Genomic DNA, 14,759 nt, shown 5'->3' on the forward strand with positions numbered 1-14,759 from the left:
TCACTCCGACCGCAGCAGCAGCGCCAGGCCGCGGTGCAGGGTGGCGACCTCCGCCTCCACCGCGCCCAGCAGCTCGTCGCGCGCATCCAGCTCATCCACGCCGTAGCGGCCGCCGGCGCCCAGCAGCAGCGCCGCCTGGGCGTCCTCGCCCAGGAAGCCGCCGGCGCGCCATTGCGCCAGGATGCGGCCGCGCCCGGTGGTGCCGTCCGGGCGCGGCCGCACCAGGTGGCGCCACACCAGGGGCGGGAAGTGCTCCGCCTGCTCCGGCCCGTCCAGCACCTCGCGCAGCATGTTGCGGGCGTGGCGCAGCTCGGCGCGGGAGCGGTTGAACAGCAGCCCGGCGCCGGCCGCGCCCTCGCCGATGCCGCCGCCCAGCGACAGCGCATCCGCCGCCGTGGTGGAGCCCGCCAGCGCCAGCCCGCCGCTGACCGCCGCGGTGCCGGCGCCGAAGGCGATGGCGGCGAGGTTCAGCGCCCGGCCGCGCCGCGCCTCCCGCGCTGACAGCAGCGCGCGGAGCTGGTCGCCGCGCTCGCCCTCGCAATCCAGCGCGGCCAGGGTGCCGGCGACGTCCAGCATGCCCAGCAGAACCCGGCGCTGCACCTCCTGGCGCAGCCGCAGCCGCGCCACCTCGCCGCGCAGCCCGGGGGCGGGCGGGGCGGCCAGCGCCTCCAGGGCCGGCAGCGCGCCGACCGTGTCCGCCGCCTCCGTCGCTTCGGCGGGCAGGGACAGTCGGGCGGCGGCGGCTTCCAGCGCGGCGGGCGGCGCGGCCGGGGGGAGCGGGGCGGCGGGGGGCACGGCGGGCAGGGCGCAGGCCTGCTCGCTCTCGATGCCCGCGCGCAGCGGCTCGCGCCCGGCGCAGCCGGCCAGCAGCAGCAGGGCCAGCAGCGCCCTCATCCGCGCAGCGCCGCGATCTGCCGCGCGTAGGAGGACGGGTCGCAGCGCGCATCCACCAGCGCCGGGCCGGCGCACTCGAAGGCGGCGCGCAGCGCGGCGGCCAGCTCCGCCTCGTTGCCGGCGCGCCAGGCCTGGCCGCCCAGGCCGCGCATCACCTGGGCGAAGTCGCATTCCGGCCAGTCCAGGCTGCGCGCCGGCAGGTCCCGCCCGCCGGTCTTGATGCCGATGAGCGAGAGCGCGGCGTCGTTGAACACCACCACCACCAGCCGCAGGCGCAGCGCGCAGGCGGTCGCCAGCTCGCCCATCGCCATCAGCAGGCCGCCATCGCCGGTGAAGGCCAGCGCGCCCCGCCCGGGGTCGTGGATGGCGGCGGCGATGGCGGCGGGCAGCGCGTGCCCCATGGTGGCGAGGCCGTTGGAGATCAGCAGGTCGCCCGGGCGCTCGGCCTGCCAGAACGAGGTGCAGGGGAACATGTGCGCCCCGGCATCCACCGCCGCGCGCGGGTCCGCGCCCGCCTGCCGCGCCGCCGCCTGGGCGCCCCGCACGATGGCCGAGGGCGACAGCCCCCGGTTGCCGGATGGCCCGTTCTCCAGCGCCGCCAGCCAGGCGCGGCGATGCCGGGCGATGGCGCCGTCGGGCCAGGCGGCGCGGGTGGGGGCGAGGTCGGCGGCCTCCCACGCGCCGGCCAGCCGCAGGGCGGGCGCGGCGTAGTCCATCCCGCGCTCCCAGTCGGCGAGGTCCAGCACCGGCGCGGCGAAGCGCCAGGGCTGCGGGATGAACTCCACCGGGTCGGCGCCCGCCAGGAGGATGAGGTCGGCCTCGTGCAGCAGGGGCGCCTCGGCCGCGCCGCCGGTGAACACGCCGCCGAACAGCGGGTGGGCGTCCGGCAGCACGCCCTTGGCCTTGTAGGTGACCAGCACGGGGGCGTGCAGCGCCTCGGCCAGGGCGCGCACCCAGGCGCAGCGGGCCGGCGCCGTGGCCTCAAGGCCCGCGATGATGGCGGGGCGACGCGCCGCCGCCAGCATCGCCCGCGCCCGCGCCACGGCGTCGGAGGACGGGGGCGGCAGGGCGGGCGGGCGCCAGGGCGGCGGGGGCTCGGCCGGGGCGCGGGCGGCGTCGCCGGGCAGTTCCAGGTAGGCGGGGCCGCGCGGCGCGCCCAGCGCCGCCAGCAGGGCGCGGTGGGCGGCGGCGCCCGCGCCTTCGCCGGCATGGGCCTGCGCGCGCGTCAGCGGCGCGGCCATGGCCGCCTGGTCGAAGCGCTGGTGGGTGGCGAAGCGCGACTCGGCGGTGCCCAGCCCGTCGGCCACCAGCACCAGCGGCGCGCGCTCCAGGCTGGCATTGGCCAGGCCGTTGGCGGCGGCCGCCACGCCCGGGCCGCGCGTCACCAGCGCCGCGGCGGGGCGGTGGGCCAGCTCGGCCGTGGCCAGCGCCATGGTCACCGCCCCGGCCTCGGTGCGCGCGAGGTGGAAGGGGATGCCGCGCGCCTTGGCCGCCGCCAGCAGGTCCAGCGAGGAGCCGCCGCCCGGCACCCCGAACACCGCCGGCACCCCCGCCGCCGCGAAGGCCGCCGCGATCGCTTCCGCACCGTTCACCCTGCTTTCCCCCTGGGCAGTCCCGTGGCGCGACTGCACCGCAGGGCGGGGCGCGGCGCAAGCCGTCCCGCTGGACAGGCCGGGCCGGGCGGGCTGCAATCGCGCCCAACGCACGGCATTGCCAGGGAGCCGCGATGGGAGCCGCATTCGACGAGATGGGGGAGGGGCCGCAGCTCCGCGCCGCCTATGCCGAGATCGCCCGCTGGCTGGCGGCCACGCCCGCAGCGGCGCTGGAAGCCAAGCGGGCGGAGGCGGAGTACCTGTTCCGCAAGGTCGGCATCACCTTCGCCGTGTACGGGGAGGGCGGCGACCCCGAGCGGCTGATTCCCTTCGACATCATCCCGCGCATCCTGGCCCGCGCGGAGTGGGACCGCCTGGCCACCGGCCTGTCCCAGCGCGTGCGCGCGCTCAACGCCTTCCTGGCCGATTGCTACGGCGCGCAGGAGATCCTGCGCGCCGGGCGCATCCCCGCCGCGCTGGTGCGCCAGAACGAGCAGTTCCGGCCGGAGATGGCCGGCTTCGCGCCGCCCGGCGGCGTGTACACCCACATCGCCGGCATCGACCTGGTGCGCACGGGACCGGACGAGTTCCACGTGCTGGAGGACAATTGCCGCACGCCCAGCGGCGTCTCCTACATGCTGGAGAACCGGGAGGCGATGCTGCGCCTGTTCCCACGCCTGTTCGCCGCCCACCGCATCGCCCCGGTCAGCCGCTACCCGGAGGAGTTGCTGGCCACGCTGAAGGCCGCCGCGCCCGAGCGCGCCGGCCACGACCCCACCGTGGTGATCCTGACGCCCGGCCACTACAACAGCGCCTACTACGAGCACTGCTTCCTGGCCGACGAGATGGGCGTGGAGGTGGTGGAGGGCGCCGACCTCTGCGTGGACGGCGACGTGGTGATGATGCGCACCACCGCCGGCCCGCGCCGGGTGGACGTCATCTACCGCCGCATCGACGACGACTACCTGGACCCCGAGGCCTTCAAGCCGGAATCCATGCTGGGCGTGCCGGGGCTGATGCGCGCCTACCGCGCCGGCAACGTGGCGCTGGCCAACGCCCCGGGCTGCGGCATCGCCGACGACAAGGCCATCTATCCCTACGTGCCGGAGATGATCCGCTTCTACCTGGGCGAGGAGCCGCGGCTGGCCAACGTCCACACCTTCCTGTGCGAGCGCGCGGAGGACCGCGCCCACGTGCTGGCCAACCTGGACAAGCTGGTGGTGAAGCTGGCGCAGGGGTCGGGCGGCTACGGCATGCTGATCGGCCCGCACGCGACGCGCGCCCAGCGCGAGGAGTTCCGCGCGCGCATCGAGGCCAACCCGGCGCACTACATCGCCCAGCCCACCCTGGCGCTGTCCACCGTGCCCACGCTGGTGGAGGCCGGCATCGCGCCCCGCCACGTGGACCTGCGCCCCTTCGTGCTGAGCACCAGGGACAGCGTGCGCATCGTGCCCGGCGGGCTGACGCGGGTGGCGCTGCGCGAGGGCTCGCTGGTGGTGAACTCCTCCCAAGGCGGCGGCACCAAGGACACCTGGGTGCTGGACGACGCGCCCTCGGCCCAGGTGCAGAGCCAGGGCTACGTGTCATGCTGAGCCGCACCGCCGACTGCCTGTTCTGGCTGGGCCGCTACACCGAGCGCGCGGCCAACGTCGCGCGCGGCCTCAACGTCGCCTGGCGCATGGCCGGGCTGGGCACGGGCGACGCCAGGGGGGACGAGTGGCGCCGCCTGCTGATCGCCACCGGATGCGAGCCGGGCTTCACCGCGCGGCACGGCGCGGTGACGCCCGAGGCCGCGGTGGACTTCCTGGTGCGCGAGCCCGGCAACCCCTCGGGCATCCTGTCCTGCTTCGCCGCCGCGCGCTCCAACGGCCGGCAGGTGCGCACCGCGCTGACGGTGGACATGTGGAGCGCGCTGAACGAGAGCTGGTCCCAGTTCCGCGACGCCGGCGAGGCGGATTTCCAGGGCGAGCGCCTGCCCGGCTTCATCGACCGCGTGCGCGAGCGCGTGCTGCTGTTCAACGGCGCCGCGCAGGACACCATGCTGCGCGGCGAGGCCTTCCTTTTCGTGCAGCTGGGCACCGCGCTGGAGCGCGCGGACAACACCGCCCGCCTGCTGGACGTGAAGGCGGACCTGCTGGCGCACGGCACCCACGGCGCGGCCGAATACGCGCAGTGGCAGGCCATCCTGCAATCGGCCTCCGCGCTGCGCTCCTACCACTGGGTGTTCCGCGACCGGCTGGACCCGGCCAAGATCGCCGAGCTGCTGATCCTGCGGCCGGAGCTGCCGCGCTCCCTGCTGGCGTGCCACGCGCGCGTGGGCGAGGTGCTGGAGGCCATCGCCGCCGGGCAGGGCGGGCGGCGCGGCGAGTGCCACCGCCTGGCCGGCGAGATCGCCGCCTCCCTGCGCTACGGCCGGCTGGAGGACATCCTGGCCGGGGGCCTGCACGAATGGCTGACGCGGCTGATCGAGCGCACCGCGCAGCTCGGCTCGGCCATCGAGGCCTTCTACATCCGCGGGGAGTGAGGCGATGACCTACTGCGTGGGCCTGTGCGTGGACGAGGGCATCGTCATGCTCTCCGACACGCGCACCAATGCCGGGCTCGACAACATCTCCTCCTTCTCCAAGATGTTCGTGGCCGAGGTGCCGGGCGAGCGCGCCCTGGTGCTGATGACCGCGGGCAACCTGGCGGTGACGCAGACGGTGTGGAACCTGCTGCAGCAGGGCGTGTGGCTGGATGGCCAGCAGCGCCGGCTGGAGACGGTGCCCGACATGTTCCACGCCGCGCGGCTGGTGGGCGCGGCGGTGCGCCAGGTGCAGCAGATGGACGGCCCCGCGCTGCTGGCCCAGGGCTTCGCCTTCGAGTGCTCGCTGCTGCTGGGCGGGCAGGTGGCGGGCGGGCCGCCGCGCCTCTACCTCGTCTACTCCGCCGGCAACTTCATCGAGGCGACGGAGGACACGCCCTTCCTGCAGATCGGCGAGCACAAGTACGGCAAGCCCATCCTGGACCGCGTGCTGAACATGGGCACCTCGCTGAGCGAGGGGGTGGCGCTGACGCTGATCTCCATGGACAGCACCATCCGCTCCAACCTCTCGGTCGGCCTGCCGCTGGACCTCGCCGTCATCCGGCGGGACGCGCTGGCGGTGGGCACGCGCAAGCGCATCACCGAGGAGGACGCCTACTACCGCGCCATCCGCGAAGGCTGGGCCGGCGCGCTGCGCGAAGCCTACCTCAACCTGCCCAAGCCGGATTTCCCGGCGGTCTGAGTCAGGGCAGGGGCAGGCTGGCGGCGGCGGCGGCCGCCGCGGCCGGCAGGGGCGGCGCGCCCATGCCCACCGCCTCGCCCAGCAGCAGCAGCACGGGGCCGTCGCCCGCCCAGCCGGGCGCGGCCTCCACGATCTCGGCCAGGGTGCCGCGCAGCTCGCGCTGGTGCTCGCTGCCGCCGCGCTCGATCAGGATGGCGGGCGTCGTCTCGTCGTAGCCTTCCCAGATCAGCCCCTGGTGCAGGGCGTCCAGGGTGCTGAGGCCCATGTACACCGCCAGCGTCTGGCCCGGCCGCGCAAGGGCGCCGAAATCCAGCTCCAGCACGCCGTCGCGCGTGTGGCCGGTGACCAGGGTGAGCATGCGCGCGCAGTCGCGGTGCGTCAGCGGGATGCCGGCCTGGGCGGCGCAGCCCAGCGCGGCGGTGACGCCGGGGATGACCTCGTGCGGGATGCCGGCCTCGTGCAGGGCCTGCGCCTCCTCGCCGCCGCGGCCGAAGATGAAGGGGTCGCCGCCCTTCAGGCGCACCACGCGCAGCCCCTCGCGCGCCAGCTCCACCAGCAGGGTGTTGATGCCCTCCTGCGGGACGCAGTGCTCGGCGCGCCGCTTGCCGACGTAGATGCGCCGGGCGTCGCGGCGCGCCAGCTCCAGCACGCCCTCGGGCACCAGGCGGTCGTGCACCACCACGTCGGCCTCGCCCAGGGCGCGCAGGGCGCGCAGCGTCAGCAGGTCGGCCGCGCCGGGGCCGGCGCCCACCAGCTGCACGAAGCCGCGCGGCGTCGCCTCGGCGTCGTCCAGCATGGCGGCGAAGGCGGCCTCGGCCTCCATCTGGCGGCCGGCCTCGGCCAGCTTGGCCGGGGTGCCGGACAGCGCGCGCTCCAGGAAGGCGCGGCGGGCCGGCAGGGCGGGGATGCGCGCGCGCACGCGGGACTGGAACTTGGCCCCCAGCGCGGCGACGCGCCCCAGCAGCGGCGGCAGCACCGCCTCGATGCGCTGGCGCAGCAGGCGCGCCAGCACCGGCGCCGCCCCGCCGGTGGACACCGCCACCGTCACGTCGTCGCGGCGGATGATGGCGGGCGTGATGAAGGAGCAGAGTTCCGGCCGGTCCACCACGTTCACCGGGATGCCGCGCGCCACGCAGGCGGCGTGCAGCGCCGACAGCTCCTCCTCCGGCGCGCCGGCGGCGACGGCCAGCGCCACGCCTTCCAGCAGGGCGGGGTGGAAGCGCTCGGCCGGCAGCAGCAGCGCGCCGGCCTGGCGCAGCAGCTCCGCCTTGGCCTGCAGGGCCTCGCCCGCGCCGAGGACCAGGGCGGTGCGCCCCGAAAGGTCCAGGAAGGCCGGAAAGTGGCGCATCAGGCGGACTCCAGCGTCTCCGCCAGCAGGGCGGCCAGTTCGGGCTTGCAAGAGCCGCAACCCGTGCCCGCGGCGCAGGCATGGCCAATGGCTGCCACATCCAGCGCGCCTCCCACAATCGCCGACCGGATGTGGTCTTTGCTTACCCCGTGGCAGGCGCACACGGTGGGAGAGGGCGGCGGGCCGCCGGGCAGCGCGCCGCGCAGCAGGGCAGCGCGGTCCTCCGGCGCCAGCCCGGCCTCGGCGAAGCGGGCCAGCAGCCAGTCCCGCGCCGGCAGGGGCGCGTCGGGGGGTGCCAGCATCAGCACCGCCTCCAGCCGGCCATCCTTCAGCCAGGCCCAGCGGTGCTCGCCCGCGTCGGGCGCGTCCAGGCGCAGGCACGGCTCGCCCAGGCCGAGCGCGCCGGCCAGCCGGGCGGGGTCGGCGCCCGCCAGCTCGTGGCGCACCGCGCCGTGCGCGCAGGGGGCGATGGCGGCCCAGGCGGCCACGCGCGGGTCCAGCCGGGTGCGCGCCAGCAGGAAGCCGTGGTTGCGGGCGTGGAAGGGCGTCAGCACCACGGGGGTGTGCTTCAGCTCGGGCTGGCCGCTCTCGGGGCAGGCATCGGGGTTCACCGCGCTGTTGACCCGCGCGCGCGGCGCCAGCTCGGCCGTCCAGTGCATGGGCGCGAAGCAGGCGCCGGGGCGCTGGCGCGCGTCCAGCCGCAGCCGCAGCACCGCCGCGCCCCAGGCCGAGCGCACCTCCACCAGCGCGCCATCCGCCAGCCCCGGCGCGTCCGCCGGGTGGGCGACCAGCTCCGGCTCGGGGGCGTGGGTCATCAGGCGGGGGACGCGGCCGGTGCGCGTCATGGAATGCCACTGGTCGCGCAGGCGGCCGGTGAGCAGCACCAGCGCGCCGGGATGCGCGGGCGGGCGGTAGGCGGGCTCCACCAGGCGGCGGGTGGGCGGCAGCAGGCGGCCGCCCCAGGCGCCGTTCGCCGGCACCGGCCACTGCACCGGGCGCAGCGCGGCGTATTGCGCGTCGGTGATGGCGGCGAGGCCGCCCAGGTCGAACAGGCGCGGCGCCGGGCGCGCCAGGGTGGTGACCTGCGCGTGCTCGCGGAAGATGGCGGCCGGGCCGTCCCAGGCGAAGGCGTCGCCCCAGCCCAGGCGCCGCGCCACCTGGGCGATGATCCACCAGTCGGCCCGCGCCTCGCCCGGAGCGGGGCGGAAGGGGCGCTGGCGGGAGATGACGCGCTCGCTGTTCGTCACCGTGCCGTCCTTCTCGCCCCAGCCCAGGGCGGGCAGCAGGACGTGCGCGTGCAGCTGGGTGTCGGTGCCGGCGTGGCAGTCGCTCACCACCAGGAAGGGCAGGCGGGCCAGGGCGCGGCGGGCGGCCTCGCCATCCGGCAGGGACATGGCGGGGTTGGTGGCCATCACCCACAGCGCGCCGATGCCGCCCTGCCCGGCGGCACGGAAAAGGTCCATCGCCTTCAGCCCCGGCCGGGTGGCCAGATGCGGCATGCCCCAGAACCGCGCGAGGTGCGGCGCGTCCGCCCAGTCCAGGTGGCCGGCCAGCATGTTGGCCAGCGCCCCGACCTCGCGCCCGCCCATGGCGTTGGGCTGCCCGGTCACGCTGAACGGGCCCATGCCGGGGCGGCCGATGCGCCCCGTCTCCAGGTGGGCGTCGAGGATGGCGCTGGCCTTGTCGGTGCCGGCGGAGGATTGGTTGACCCCCTGCGACCACAGCGTCACCACCTTCTCGGTGGCGGCCCATTCGGCCAGGAAGGCGGCCACCTGAGAGCGCGGCAGGCCGGTGGCGGAGGCGTCCCACGCCTGCCCGCGCAGGTGGCGCAGCAGCGCGCCGAACAGCGCCACGTCGGTGCCGGGGCGCAGCGGCAGGTGCAGGTCCGCGCCTTCGCAGGTGGCGGTGCGCCGGGGGTCCACCACCACCACGCGCAGCGCGGGCCGCGCCGCCTTGGCGGCCATCACGCGCTGGAACAGCACCGGGTGGCACCAGGCGAGGTTGGAGCCCACCAGCACCAGCAGGTCGCACTGCTCCAGGTCGTCGTAGACGCCGGGCACCAGGTCCTCGCCGAAGGCGCGGCGGTGGGCGGCCACGGCGCTGGCCATGCACAGGCGGGAGTTGCTGTCGATGTTGCCCGTGCCCAGCACGCCCTTCGCCAGCTTGTTGGCGGCGTAGTAGTCCTCCGTCAGCAACTGGCCGGAAACGTAGAGCGCCACCCCCTCCGGCCCGCGCTCGGCCAGGGCCTTGCGGATGCCCTCGGCCACCGCGTCCAGCGCGGCGTCCCAGGAGGCGCGCCGCCCGTTCACCACCGGGTGCAGCAGCCGGCCCTCTGGGCCCAGCGTCTCGCCCAGGGCGGTGCCCTTGGAGCACAGGCGGCCGCCATTGGCCGGGTGCGCCGGGTCGCCGCGCACCGCGCCGGCGGCGGTGGCCAGCACCCCGCAGCCGACGCCGCAATAGGGGCAGGTGGTGCGGGTCTCGCCCGGCAGGGGCAGGGTGCCGTCCGGCATCAGTACACGTCGCGCTGGTAGCGCCCCTGCCTGGCCAGGGCGACCACCCATTGCCGCGCGCCCTCGGCGTCCATGGCGCCCTGCTGCATCGCCACCTGGCGCAGCGCGGCGTCCACATCCTTTGCCATGCGCGAGGCGTCGCCGCAGACGTAGAAGTGCGCGCCGTCCTGCAGCCAGCGCCACAGGTCGGGCGCCTGCTCCAGCATGCGGTGCTGCACGTAATCCTTGGCGCCGCCGTCGCGCGACCACGCCAGGGAGAGGCGCTCCAGCGTGCCGTCGCCCTGCCAGGCGGCGACCTCGTCGCGGAACAGGAAGTCGGTGGCTTGGTGGCGGTCGCCGAAGAACAGCCAGGTGCGGCCCTTCAGCCGCTGGGCCGCGCGGTGCTGCAGGAAGGCGCGGAAGGGCGCGATGCCGGTGCCGGGGCCCACCATGATGACCGGCGCCTCCGGGCGCTGCGGCAGGCGGAAATGGCTGGGCTGCACGAAGGCGGGCACCGCCGCGGCGCGGAAGGCCAGGTGGGTGCTGGCCACGCCCTCGCGCCGGCGCCCGCGGCGTTCCTCGCGCACCACGCCCACGCACAGCTCCACCTGCCCCGGCACCGCGAGCGGCGACGAGGCGATGGAGTAGAGCCGCGGCTTCAGCGTGGGCAGCGAGGCCAGCAGGTCCGCCAGCGGCGGCCGGGCGGAGGGGAAGGCGCGCAGCAGGTCCAGCAGGTCGAAGCCGTCCAGCACGCCGTCCTCGCCGTCGCTCAGGCGGCGCAGGGCGGCGGCCTCGGCGGGGTCGGTGGCGGCGCCGGCCAGCAGGTCGGTGGTGCGGTCCAGCGGGCGGGCGATGTCGTGCCGGGCGAGCAGCGCCTCGCGCAGCTCCGCGTCCTCCGTGCCCAGGGCGGCCATCACCTGCTCCACCAGCACCGGGTCGCTGCGCGCGGCCACGCCCAGGCTGTCGCCGGGTTCGTAGCGCAGCGCGGTGCCGGACAGGTCCAGCGCGATGCGGCGCACGTCCTTGCCGCTGCCCTCGCCCGTCAGGCGCTGGCTGAGGCGGACGGGCACTGTCTCGGCCGCCGGGCCGGCCGGGGCCTTGGGTGCGGCGGCGGCGGGCGCGGCGGCGGGCGCGGCGGCGGGCCTCGCCTCGGCCAGCAGCGCCTTGATGGCGTCGCGCGTCGGCTTGCCGCCGGGCTGGCAGAGGGAGAGCGAGGTTTCGCCCCCCGTGGCCAGTGCCTCGGCGTAGGTCTTGCAGACGTAGCCGCATTGCCCGCAATCGAGCTGCGCCATGGCGGCCATCAGGCGCCGGGCGGGGGGCTTGCCCTCCGCCAGCGCCAGGCGCTCGGGCAGCTCCAGCGCCGGGTCGTGCCAGGGGTAGTCCTCCGGCGCGGCGGGCGGGGCGGCGGCGGGGGCGCCCTGCGCCGCGCCGCCGTAGAGGCCGGCCAGGAAGCCGTTCAGCCAGGCCCGCTGCTCGGCGGTGAAGGGCGCGGTCTCGGGGATCAGCGGCACCGGGGCGGGGGTGCCGAAGTGCTGGGCCAGCATGTCCATCAGCCGAGCATCCCGTCCAGCCCGGCGTCGTCGTGCCGGGCGCAGAAATCCTGGAAGCCCTCGCCCGCCGCGCGCTGCGCCTGGAAGTGGCGCAGCAGGTTCAGCAGCAGCGGCGCCACCGCCTCCGCCGCCACCCTGGGGCGGATCAGGCGGCCGATGGCGGCGTCCTGCGCGGTGCCGCCGCCCAGGTGGATGTCGTAGCCGGGCACGCTGTCCTCCCCCTGCTCGACCTTCGCGCCCAGCAGGCCGATGTCGGCGATGAAGTGCTGCGCGCAGGAATGGTGGCAGCCGGTGAGGTGGATGTTCAGCGGCGCGTCCAGGGCGATGCGGGTCTCCAGGAAGGCGGCGATGCGCTGGCCGTCGCCCTTGGTGTCGGCGGCGGCGAACTTGCAGCCGGCGCTGCCGGTGCAGGCGACCAGGCCGGCGCGCAGGCTGTTGGCCTCGGTGGTGAGGCCCAGCGCGGCCAGCGCGGCGCGCGTGCCGTCGAGGTCGCGCACATGGGGCAGCAGCAGGTTCTGCCACACCGTCAGCCGCAGCTCCGGCGCCAGGGCGGCCAGGCCGCGCAGCTGGGCGGCGGAAAGGCGGCCGGCCGGCACCACCACGCCCAGCCAGTGCGCGCCATCCCCCTGCGGCTGCGCGCCGAGGTGCGCCGTGCGGTCCTTTGGCGGCAGCGCCTCGAATGCCGCGACGCGCGGCAGCGGGCCGAACAGCGCCTCGACCTCCGACAGGAAGCGGTCGTGGCCCCAGCGGTCCAGCAGGTACTTCAGGCGCGCCTTCTTGCGGTCGGTGCGGTCGCCATGCGCCAGGAAGACGCGCAGGATGGCGTCGCACAGCCGAACCACGTCCTTCGCCGGCACCGCCACGTCGCTGGCGCGCGCCAGGTCCTGGTGGCCGGTGATGCCGCCCAGGCCGAGGCGGAAGCGCACCTCGCCATCCGGCAGGCGGATGGCGGAGAGCGCGATGTCGTTGGTCTCCTCCAGCACCGCCACGCGGCCGCCGCCGTCGAGGCTGATGTTGAACTTGCGCGGCAGGCCGAACAGGTCGCGGCTGTTGAGGATGTGGGTGTGCAGCGCGCGCACCAGCGGCCGCGTGTCCAGCCATTCCGTGGCGTCGATCCCGGCGGTGGGCGAGGCGGTGATGTTGCGGATGTTGTCCGCGCCCGTGCCGCGCGGCAGCAGCCCCGCCATGCCCAGGCGCTCGACCACCTCGGCCGCCTTGTGCGCGGGGATGAGGCGGATCTGCAGGTTGGCGCGGGTGGTGCAGTCCACGTAGCCGCCGCCGCACTCCTCCGCGATGGCCGCGACCTCGATGGCCTGGGCGGCGGTGAGGATGCCGCCGGGGATGCGCAGGCGGCACATGAAGGCGTCCTGCGCCGGGCCGACGAAGAACAGCCCGTGGTAGCGGCCGATGAAGTCGTCCAGCGGCTTGGGGAAGGCGCCCTGCTCGGCGCGGGCGGTGATCTCGTCCCAGCGGTCCAGCGGGTGGCGGTCGCGCTTGGCCTGCTCCTGCGCCACCAGCGTGCCGCCCGCCGCCAGCGCGCGGTCCTGCGCGGCGCGCAGCGGGTCGGCGCTCCCGGCGGGCGCGGGGGCGAGGCCGCCGCGGCGCGCCTCGACGCCGGCCATGAAGCCCTGGAGGTAGTTCTGCTGCTCGGGGGAAAAGCCCTGGCCGTCCATCACGTCGCTCCCAGCACGAGGTCCGCGCGCGAGCCGATGGCGCGCCCGGAGGCGATGCAGTCGAGGAAGAAGCCCGAGGCCGCGGTGTCGCCGTACAGCACGGCGCCCACCAGCCGGCCGTCGCGCAGGAACAGGCGGCGGTAGGTGTCGCCCCCGGCATCGTGCAGCGTCACGCTCTCGGCCTCCGGGGCGATCTCGCCGGCCGACCACACGGCGGTGCCGCTGACCTTCAGCGAGGCGGAGTCCGGGCGCGGCGCCCAGGCGCGCGCCTCGCCGGCCAGGGTGGCGGCGGCGGCCTCCGCCTGCTCCAGCGCCGGCGCCACCAGGCCGATGCAGCGCCCCTCCACCTCGGCGCATTCGCCGATGGCCAGCACGTCCTCGCGCGAGGTGCGCAGGGAGGCGTCGGCCAGGATGCCGCGGTTCACAGCCAGGCCGCTGCGCCGCGCCAGCTCCACCTCCGGGCGGATGCCCACCGCCATCACCACCAGCCGCGCCGGCAGGCGCCGCCCGTCGGACAGCACCGCGTGCGTGGCGCGCCCCTCGCCCTCGATGGCGGCGAGGCCGGCGGGCATGGCGAAGCGGATGCGCCGCCGTTGCAGGCGGCGGGCCAGCAGCGTGCCGGCGCCCTCGTCGAGCTGGCGCTCCATCGGCCAGCCCAGCGGGTGCACCACCGTCACCTCCAGCCCGCGCGCCGCCAGGGCGTCGGCGGCCTCCAGCCCCAGCAAGCCGCCGCCCACCACCACCGCCGGCCCCTCGGAGCGCCGCATCGCCGCGACATCGGCGAAGGAGCGGTAGGCGACGACGCCCGGCAGCCCCGCCCCCGGCACGTCGAGCCGGATGGCGCGCGAGCCGGTGGCGATGACCGCGCGGTCGAAGGGGAGGCGCTCGCCGCGGGCGGTGACGGCCTCCTGTCCCTCCAGCGCCAGGATGGGGGTGGCGGGGCGGAAGGCGATGCCCAGGGTCCGCATCGCCGCCAGCGGGTGGGTGACGAGGTCGGCGCCGGCGCAGGCGCCGGACAGCCAGCGTCCCAGCGCCACGCGGTCATAGGGCAGGGCGGCCTCGGCCCCGCACAGCGTCACCGCCGCACCGGGCAGGCGCTCGGCCAGGCGGGTGGCGCAGCGCGCCCCCGCCGGCCCGGCGCCGATGACCAGCGCGCGCATCAGGGCACCGGCTGGGCGTGGCGGGCGTGCAGGAACTCCAGCACCTGCGCGCGGTATCCCTGGAAGCGGGCGTCGTGCGCCAGCCGCAGGCGGTCGCGCGGGCGGGGCAGCTCCACCTCCAGCACCTCGCCCACCGTGGCGTTGGGGCCGTTGGTCATCATCACGATGCGGTCGCTCAGCAGCACCGCCTCGTCCACGTCGTGGGTGATCATGATGACGGTGGTGCCCAGCCCGGCGTGGATGCGCATCACCTCGTCCTGCAGGTGGGCGCGGGTCAGGGCGTCCAGCGCGCCGAAGGGCTCGTCCAGCAGCAGCACCTTGGGCTTCATCGCCAGCGCGCGGGCGATGCCCACGCGCTGCTTCATGCCGCCGCTGATCTCCGCCGGGCGCTTGTCGCGGGCGTGCGACATCCGCACCAGCTCCAGGTTCTCCAGCGTCCAGGCGTGGCGCTCGGCGCGGGACATGGCGGCGCCCAGGGTGCGGTCCACCGCCAGGCGCACGTTCTCGTAGGCGGTCAGCCAGGGCAGCAGGGAGTGGTTCTGGAACACCACGGCGCGGTCGGGGCCGGGCTGCGTCACCTCCTGCCCTTCCAGCAGCACCCCGCCGAGGGAGGCCGGCAGCAGCCCGGCCACCACGTTCAGCAGGGTGGACTTGCCGCAGCCCGAATGGCCGATGACCGCCACGTACTCGCCGCGCGCGATGCGCAGCTCCACGTCGTGCAGCACCGGCAGCGGCGCGCGCGGGAAGGCGACGGAAAGGCGGGAGATCTCCAGGAAGGGGGCCATGG

11 protein-coding genes are annotated in these 14,759 nt (G+C 76.2%); 3 read left to right on the plus strand and 8 right to left on the minus strand.

Features of this window, described 5'->3' with window-relative positions; genetic code table 11:
- Positions 1–894, minus strand: coding sequence for a hypothetical protein (locus tag ACI6QG_RS07855; protein WP_407024035.1), 894 nt, complete (start codon positions 892–894; stop codon positions 1–3).
- On the minus strand, positions 891–2,486 hold the full coding sequence (locus tag ACI6QG_RS07860) for a thiamine pyrophosphate-dependent enzyme (RefSeq protein WP_407024036.1): 1,596 nt from the start codon (positions 2,484–2,486) through the stop codon (positions 891–893). Before ACI6QG_RS07860 ends, ACI6QG_RS07855 begins: the two co-directional genes overlap by 4 nt.
- Before the next feature lie 134 nt (positions 2,487–2,620).
- Between ACI6QG_RS07860 and ACI6QG_RS07865 the strand changes: the two genes are divergently transcribed.
- The 3 genes from ACI6QG_RS07865 to ACI6QG_RS07875 are packed head-to-tail and all read left to right on the plus strand — an operon-like array spanning position 2,621 to position 5,752.
- A complete protein-coding gene (locus ACI6QG_RS07865) occupies positions 2,621–4,078 on the plus strand; it encodes a circularly permuted type 2 ATP-grasp protein (RefSeq protein WP_407024037.1) in 1,458 nt (485 codons plus the stop codon).
- Positions 4,072–5,010 carry an alpha-E domain-containing protein gene (locus ACI6QG_RS07870; protein WP_407024038.1) on the plus strand — a complete coding sequence of 313 codons (939 nt, stop codon included), beginning with the start codon at positions 4,072–4,074 and terminating at the stop codon, positions 5,008–5,010. Before ACI6QG_RS07865 ends, ACI6QG_RS07870 begins: the two co-directional genes overlap by 7 nt.
- Positions 5,011–5,014: 4 nt before the next feature.
- On the plus strand, positions 5,015–5,752 hold the full coding sequence (locus ACI6QG_RS07875; RefSeq protein WP_407024039.1) for a proteasome-type protease: 738 nt from the start codon (positions 5,015–5,017) through the stop codon (positions 5,750–5,752).
- A 1-nt stretch (position 5,753) separates the two neighbouring features.
- On the opposite strand, the gene cysG is transcribed toward ACI6QG_RS07875, so the two are convergent.
- From cysG to ACI6QG_RS07905, 6 genes are read right to left on the minus strand one after another with little or no spacing between them, the layout of a single operon-like run.
- Positions 5,754–7,100, minus strand: a complete 1,347-nt coding sequence (gene cysG / locus ACI6QG_RS07880; RefSeq protein ID WP_407024040.1) for a siroheme synthase CysG — start codon at positions 7,098–7,100, stop codon at positions 5,754–5,756.
- Positions 7,100–9,610: a nitrate reductase gene (locus tag ACI6QG_RS07885; RefSeq protein ID WP_407024041.1), complete on the minus strand. Its 2,511-nt coding sequence runs from the start codon at positions 9,608–9,610 to the stop codon at positions 7,100–7,102. Before ACI6QG_RS07885 ends, cysG begins: the two co-directional genes overlap by 1 nt.
- Positions 9,610–11,139, minus strand: a complete 1,530-nt coding sequence (locus ACI6QG_RS07890) for a sulfite reductase subunit alpha (protein WP_407024042.1) — start codon at positions 11,137–11,139, stop codon at positions 9,610–9,612. Before ACI6QG_RS07890 ends, ACI6QG_RS07885 begins: the two co-directional genes overlap by 1 nt.
- Entirely contained in the window at positions 11,139–12,812 is a 1,674-nt protein-coding gene (locus tag ACI6QG_RS07895; RefSeq protein WP_407024043.1) for a NirA family protein, read from the minus strand. Before ACI6QG_RS07895 ends, ACI6QG_RS07890 begins: the two co-directional genes overlap by 1 nt.
- A complete protein-coding gene (locus tag ACI6QG_RS07900) occupies positions 12,812–13,972 on the minus strand; it encodes an NAD(P)/FAD-dependent oxidoreductase (protein ID WP_407024044.1) in 1,161 nt (386 codons plus the stop codon). The genes ACI6QG_RS07895 and ACI6QG_RS07900 overlap by 1 nt, the downstream gene beginning before the upstream one ends.
- Positions 13,972–14,757 carry an ABC transporter ATP-binding protein gene (locus tag ACI6QG_RS07905; protein ID WP_407024045.1) on the minus strand — a complete coding sequence of 262 codons (786 nt, stop codon included), beginning with the start codon at positions 14,755–14,757 and terminating at the stop codon, positions 13,972–13,974. Before ACI6QG_RS07905 ends, ACI6QG_RS07900 begins: the two co-directional genes overlap by 1 nt.
- Positions 14,758–14,759 lie beyond the last annotated feature (2 nt).

Source organism: Sabulicella flocculans (genome assembly GCF_045449635.1).
GTDB lineage: Bacteria > Pseudomonadota > Alphaproteobacteria > Acetobacterales > Acetobacteraceae > Roseococcus.

Excerpts from the sequence above, each read along its gene's own strand:
- cysG (WP_407024040.1), bottom strand. The coding sequence starts at position 7,100 with ATGCGCCACTTTCCGGCCTTCCTGGACCTTTCGGGGCGCACCGCCCTG.
- ACI6QG_RS07885 (WP_407024041.1), bottom strand. The coding sequence starts at position 9,610 with ATGCCGGACGGCACCCTGCCCCTGCCGGGCGAGACCCGCACCACCTGC.
- ACI6QG_RS07895 (WP_407024043.1), bottom strand. The coding sequence starts at position 12,812 with ATGGACGGCCAGGGCTTTTCCCCCGAGCAGCAGAACTACCTCCAGGGC.
- ACI6QG_RS07855 (WP_407024035.1), bottom strand. The coding sequence starts at position 894 with ATGAGGGCGCTGCTGGCCCTGCTGCTGCTGGCCGGCTGCGCCGGGCGC.
- ACI6QG_RS07900 (WP_407024044.1), bottom strand. The coding sequence starts at position 13,972 with ATGCGCGCGCTGGTCATCGGCGCCGGGCCGGCGGGGGCGCGCTGCGCC.
- ACI6QG_RS07870 (WP_407024038.1), top strand. The coding sequence starts at position 4,072 with ATGCTGAGCCGCACCGCCGACTGCCTGTTCTGGCTGGGCCGCTACACC.
- ACI6QG_RS07905 (WP_407024045.1), bottom strand. The coding sequence starts at position 14,757 with ATGGCCCCCTTCCTGGAGATCTCCCGCCTTTCCGTCGCCTTCCCGCGC.
- ACI6QG_RS07890 (WP_407024042.1), bottom strand. The coding sequence starts at position 11,139 with ATGGACATGCTGGCCCAGCACTTCGGCACCCCCGCCCCGGTGCCGCTG.
- ACI6QG_RS07865 (WP_407024037.1), top strand. The coding sequence starts at position 2,621 with ATGGGAGCCGCATTCGACGAGATGGGGGAGGGGCCGCAGCTCCGCGCC.
- ACI6QG_RS07875 (WP_407024039.1), top strand. The coding sequence starts at position 5,015 with ATGACCTACTGCGTGGGCCTGTGCGTGGACGAGGGCATCGTCATGCTC.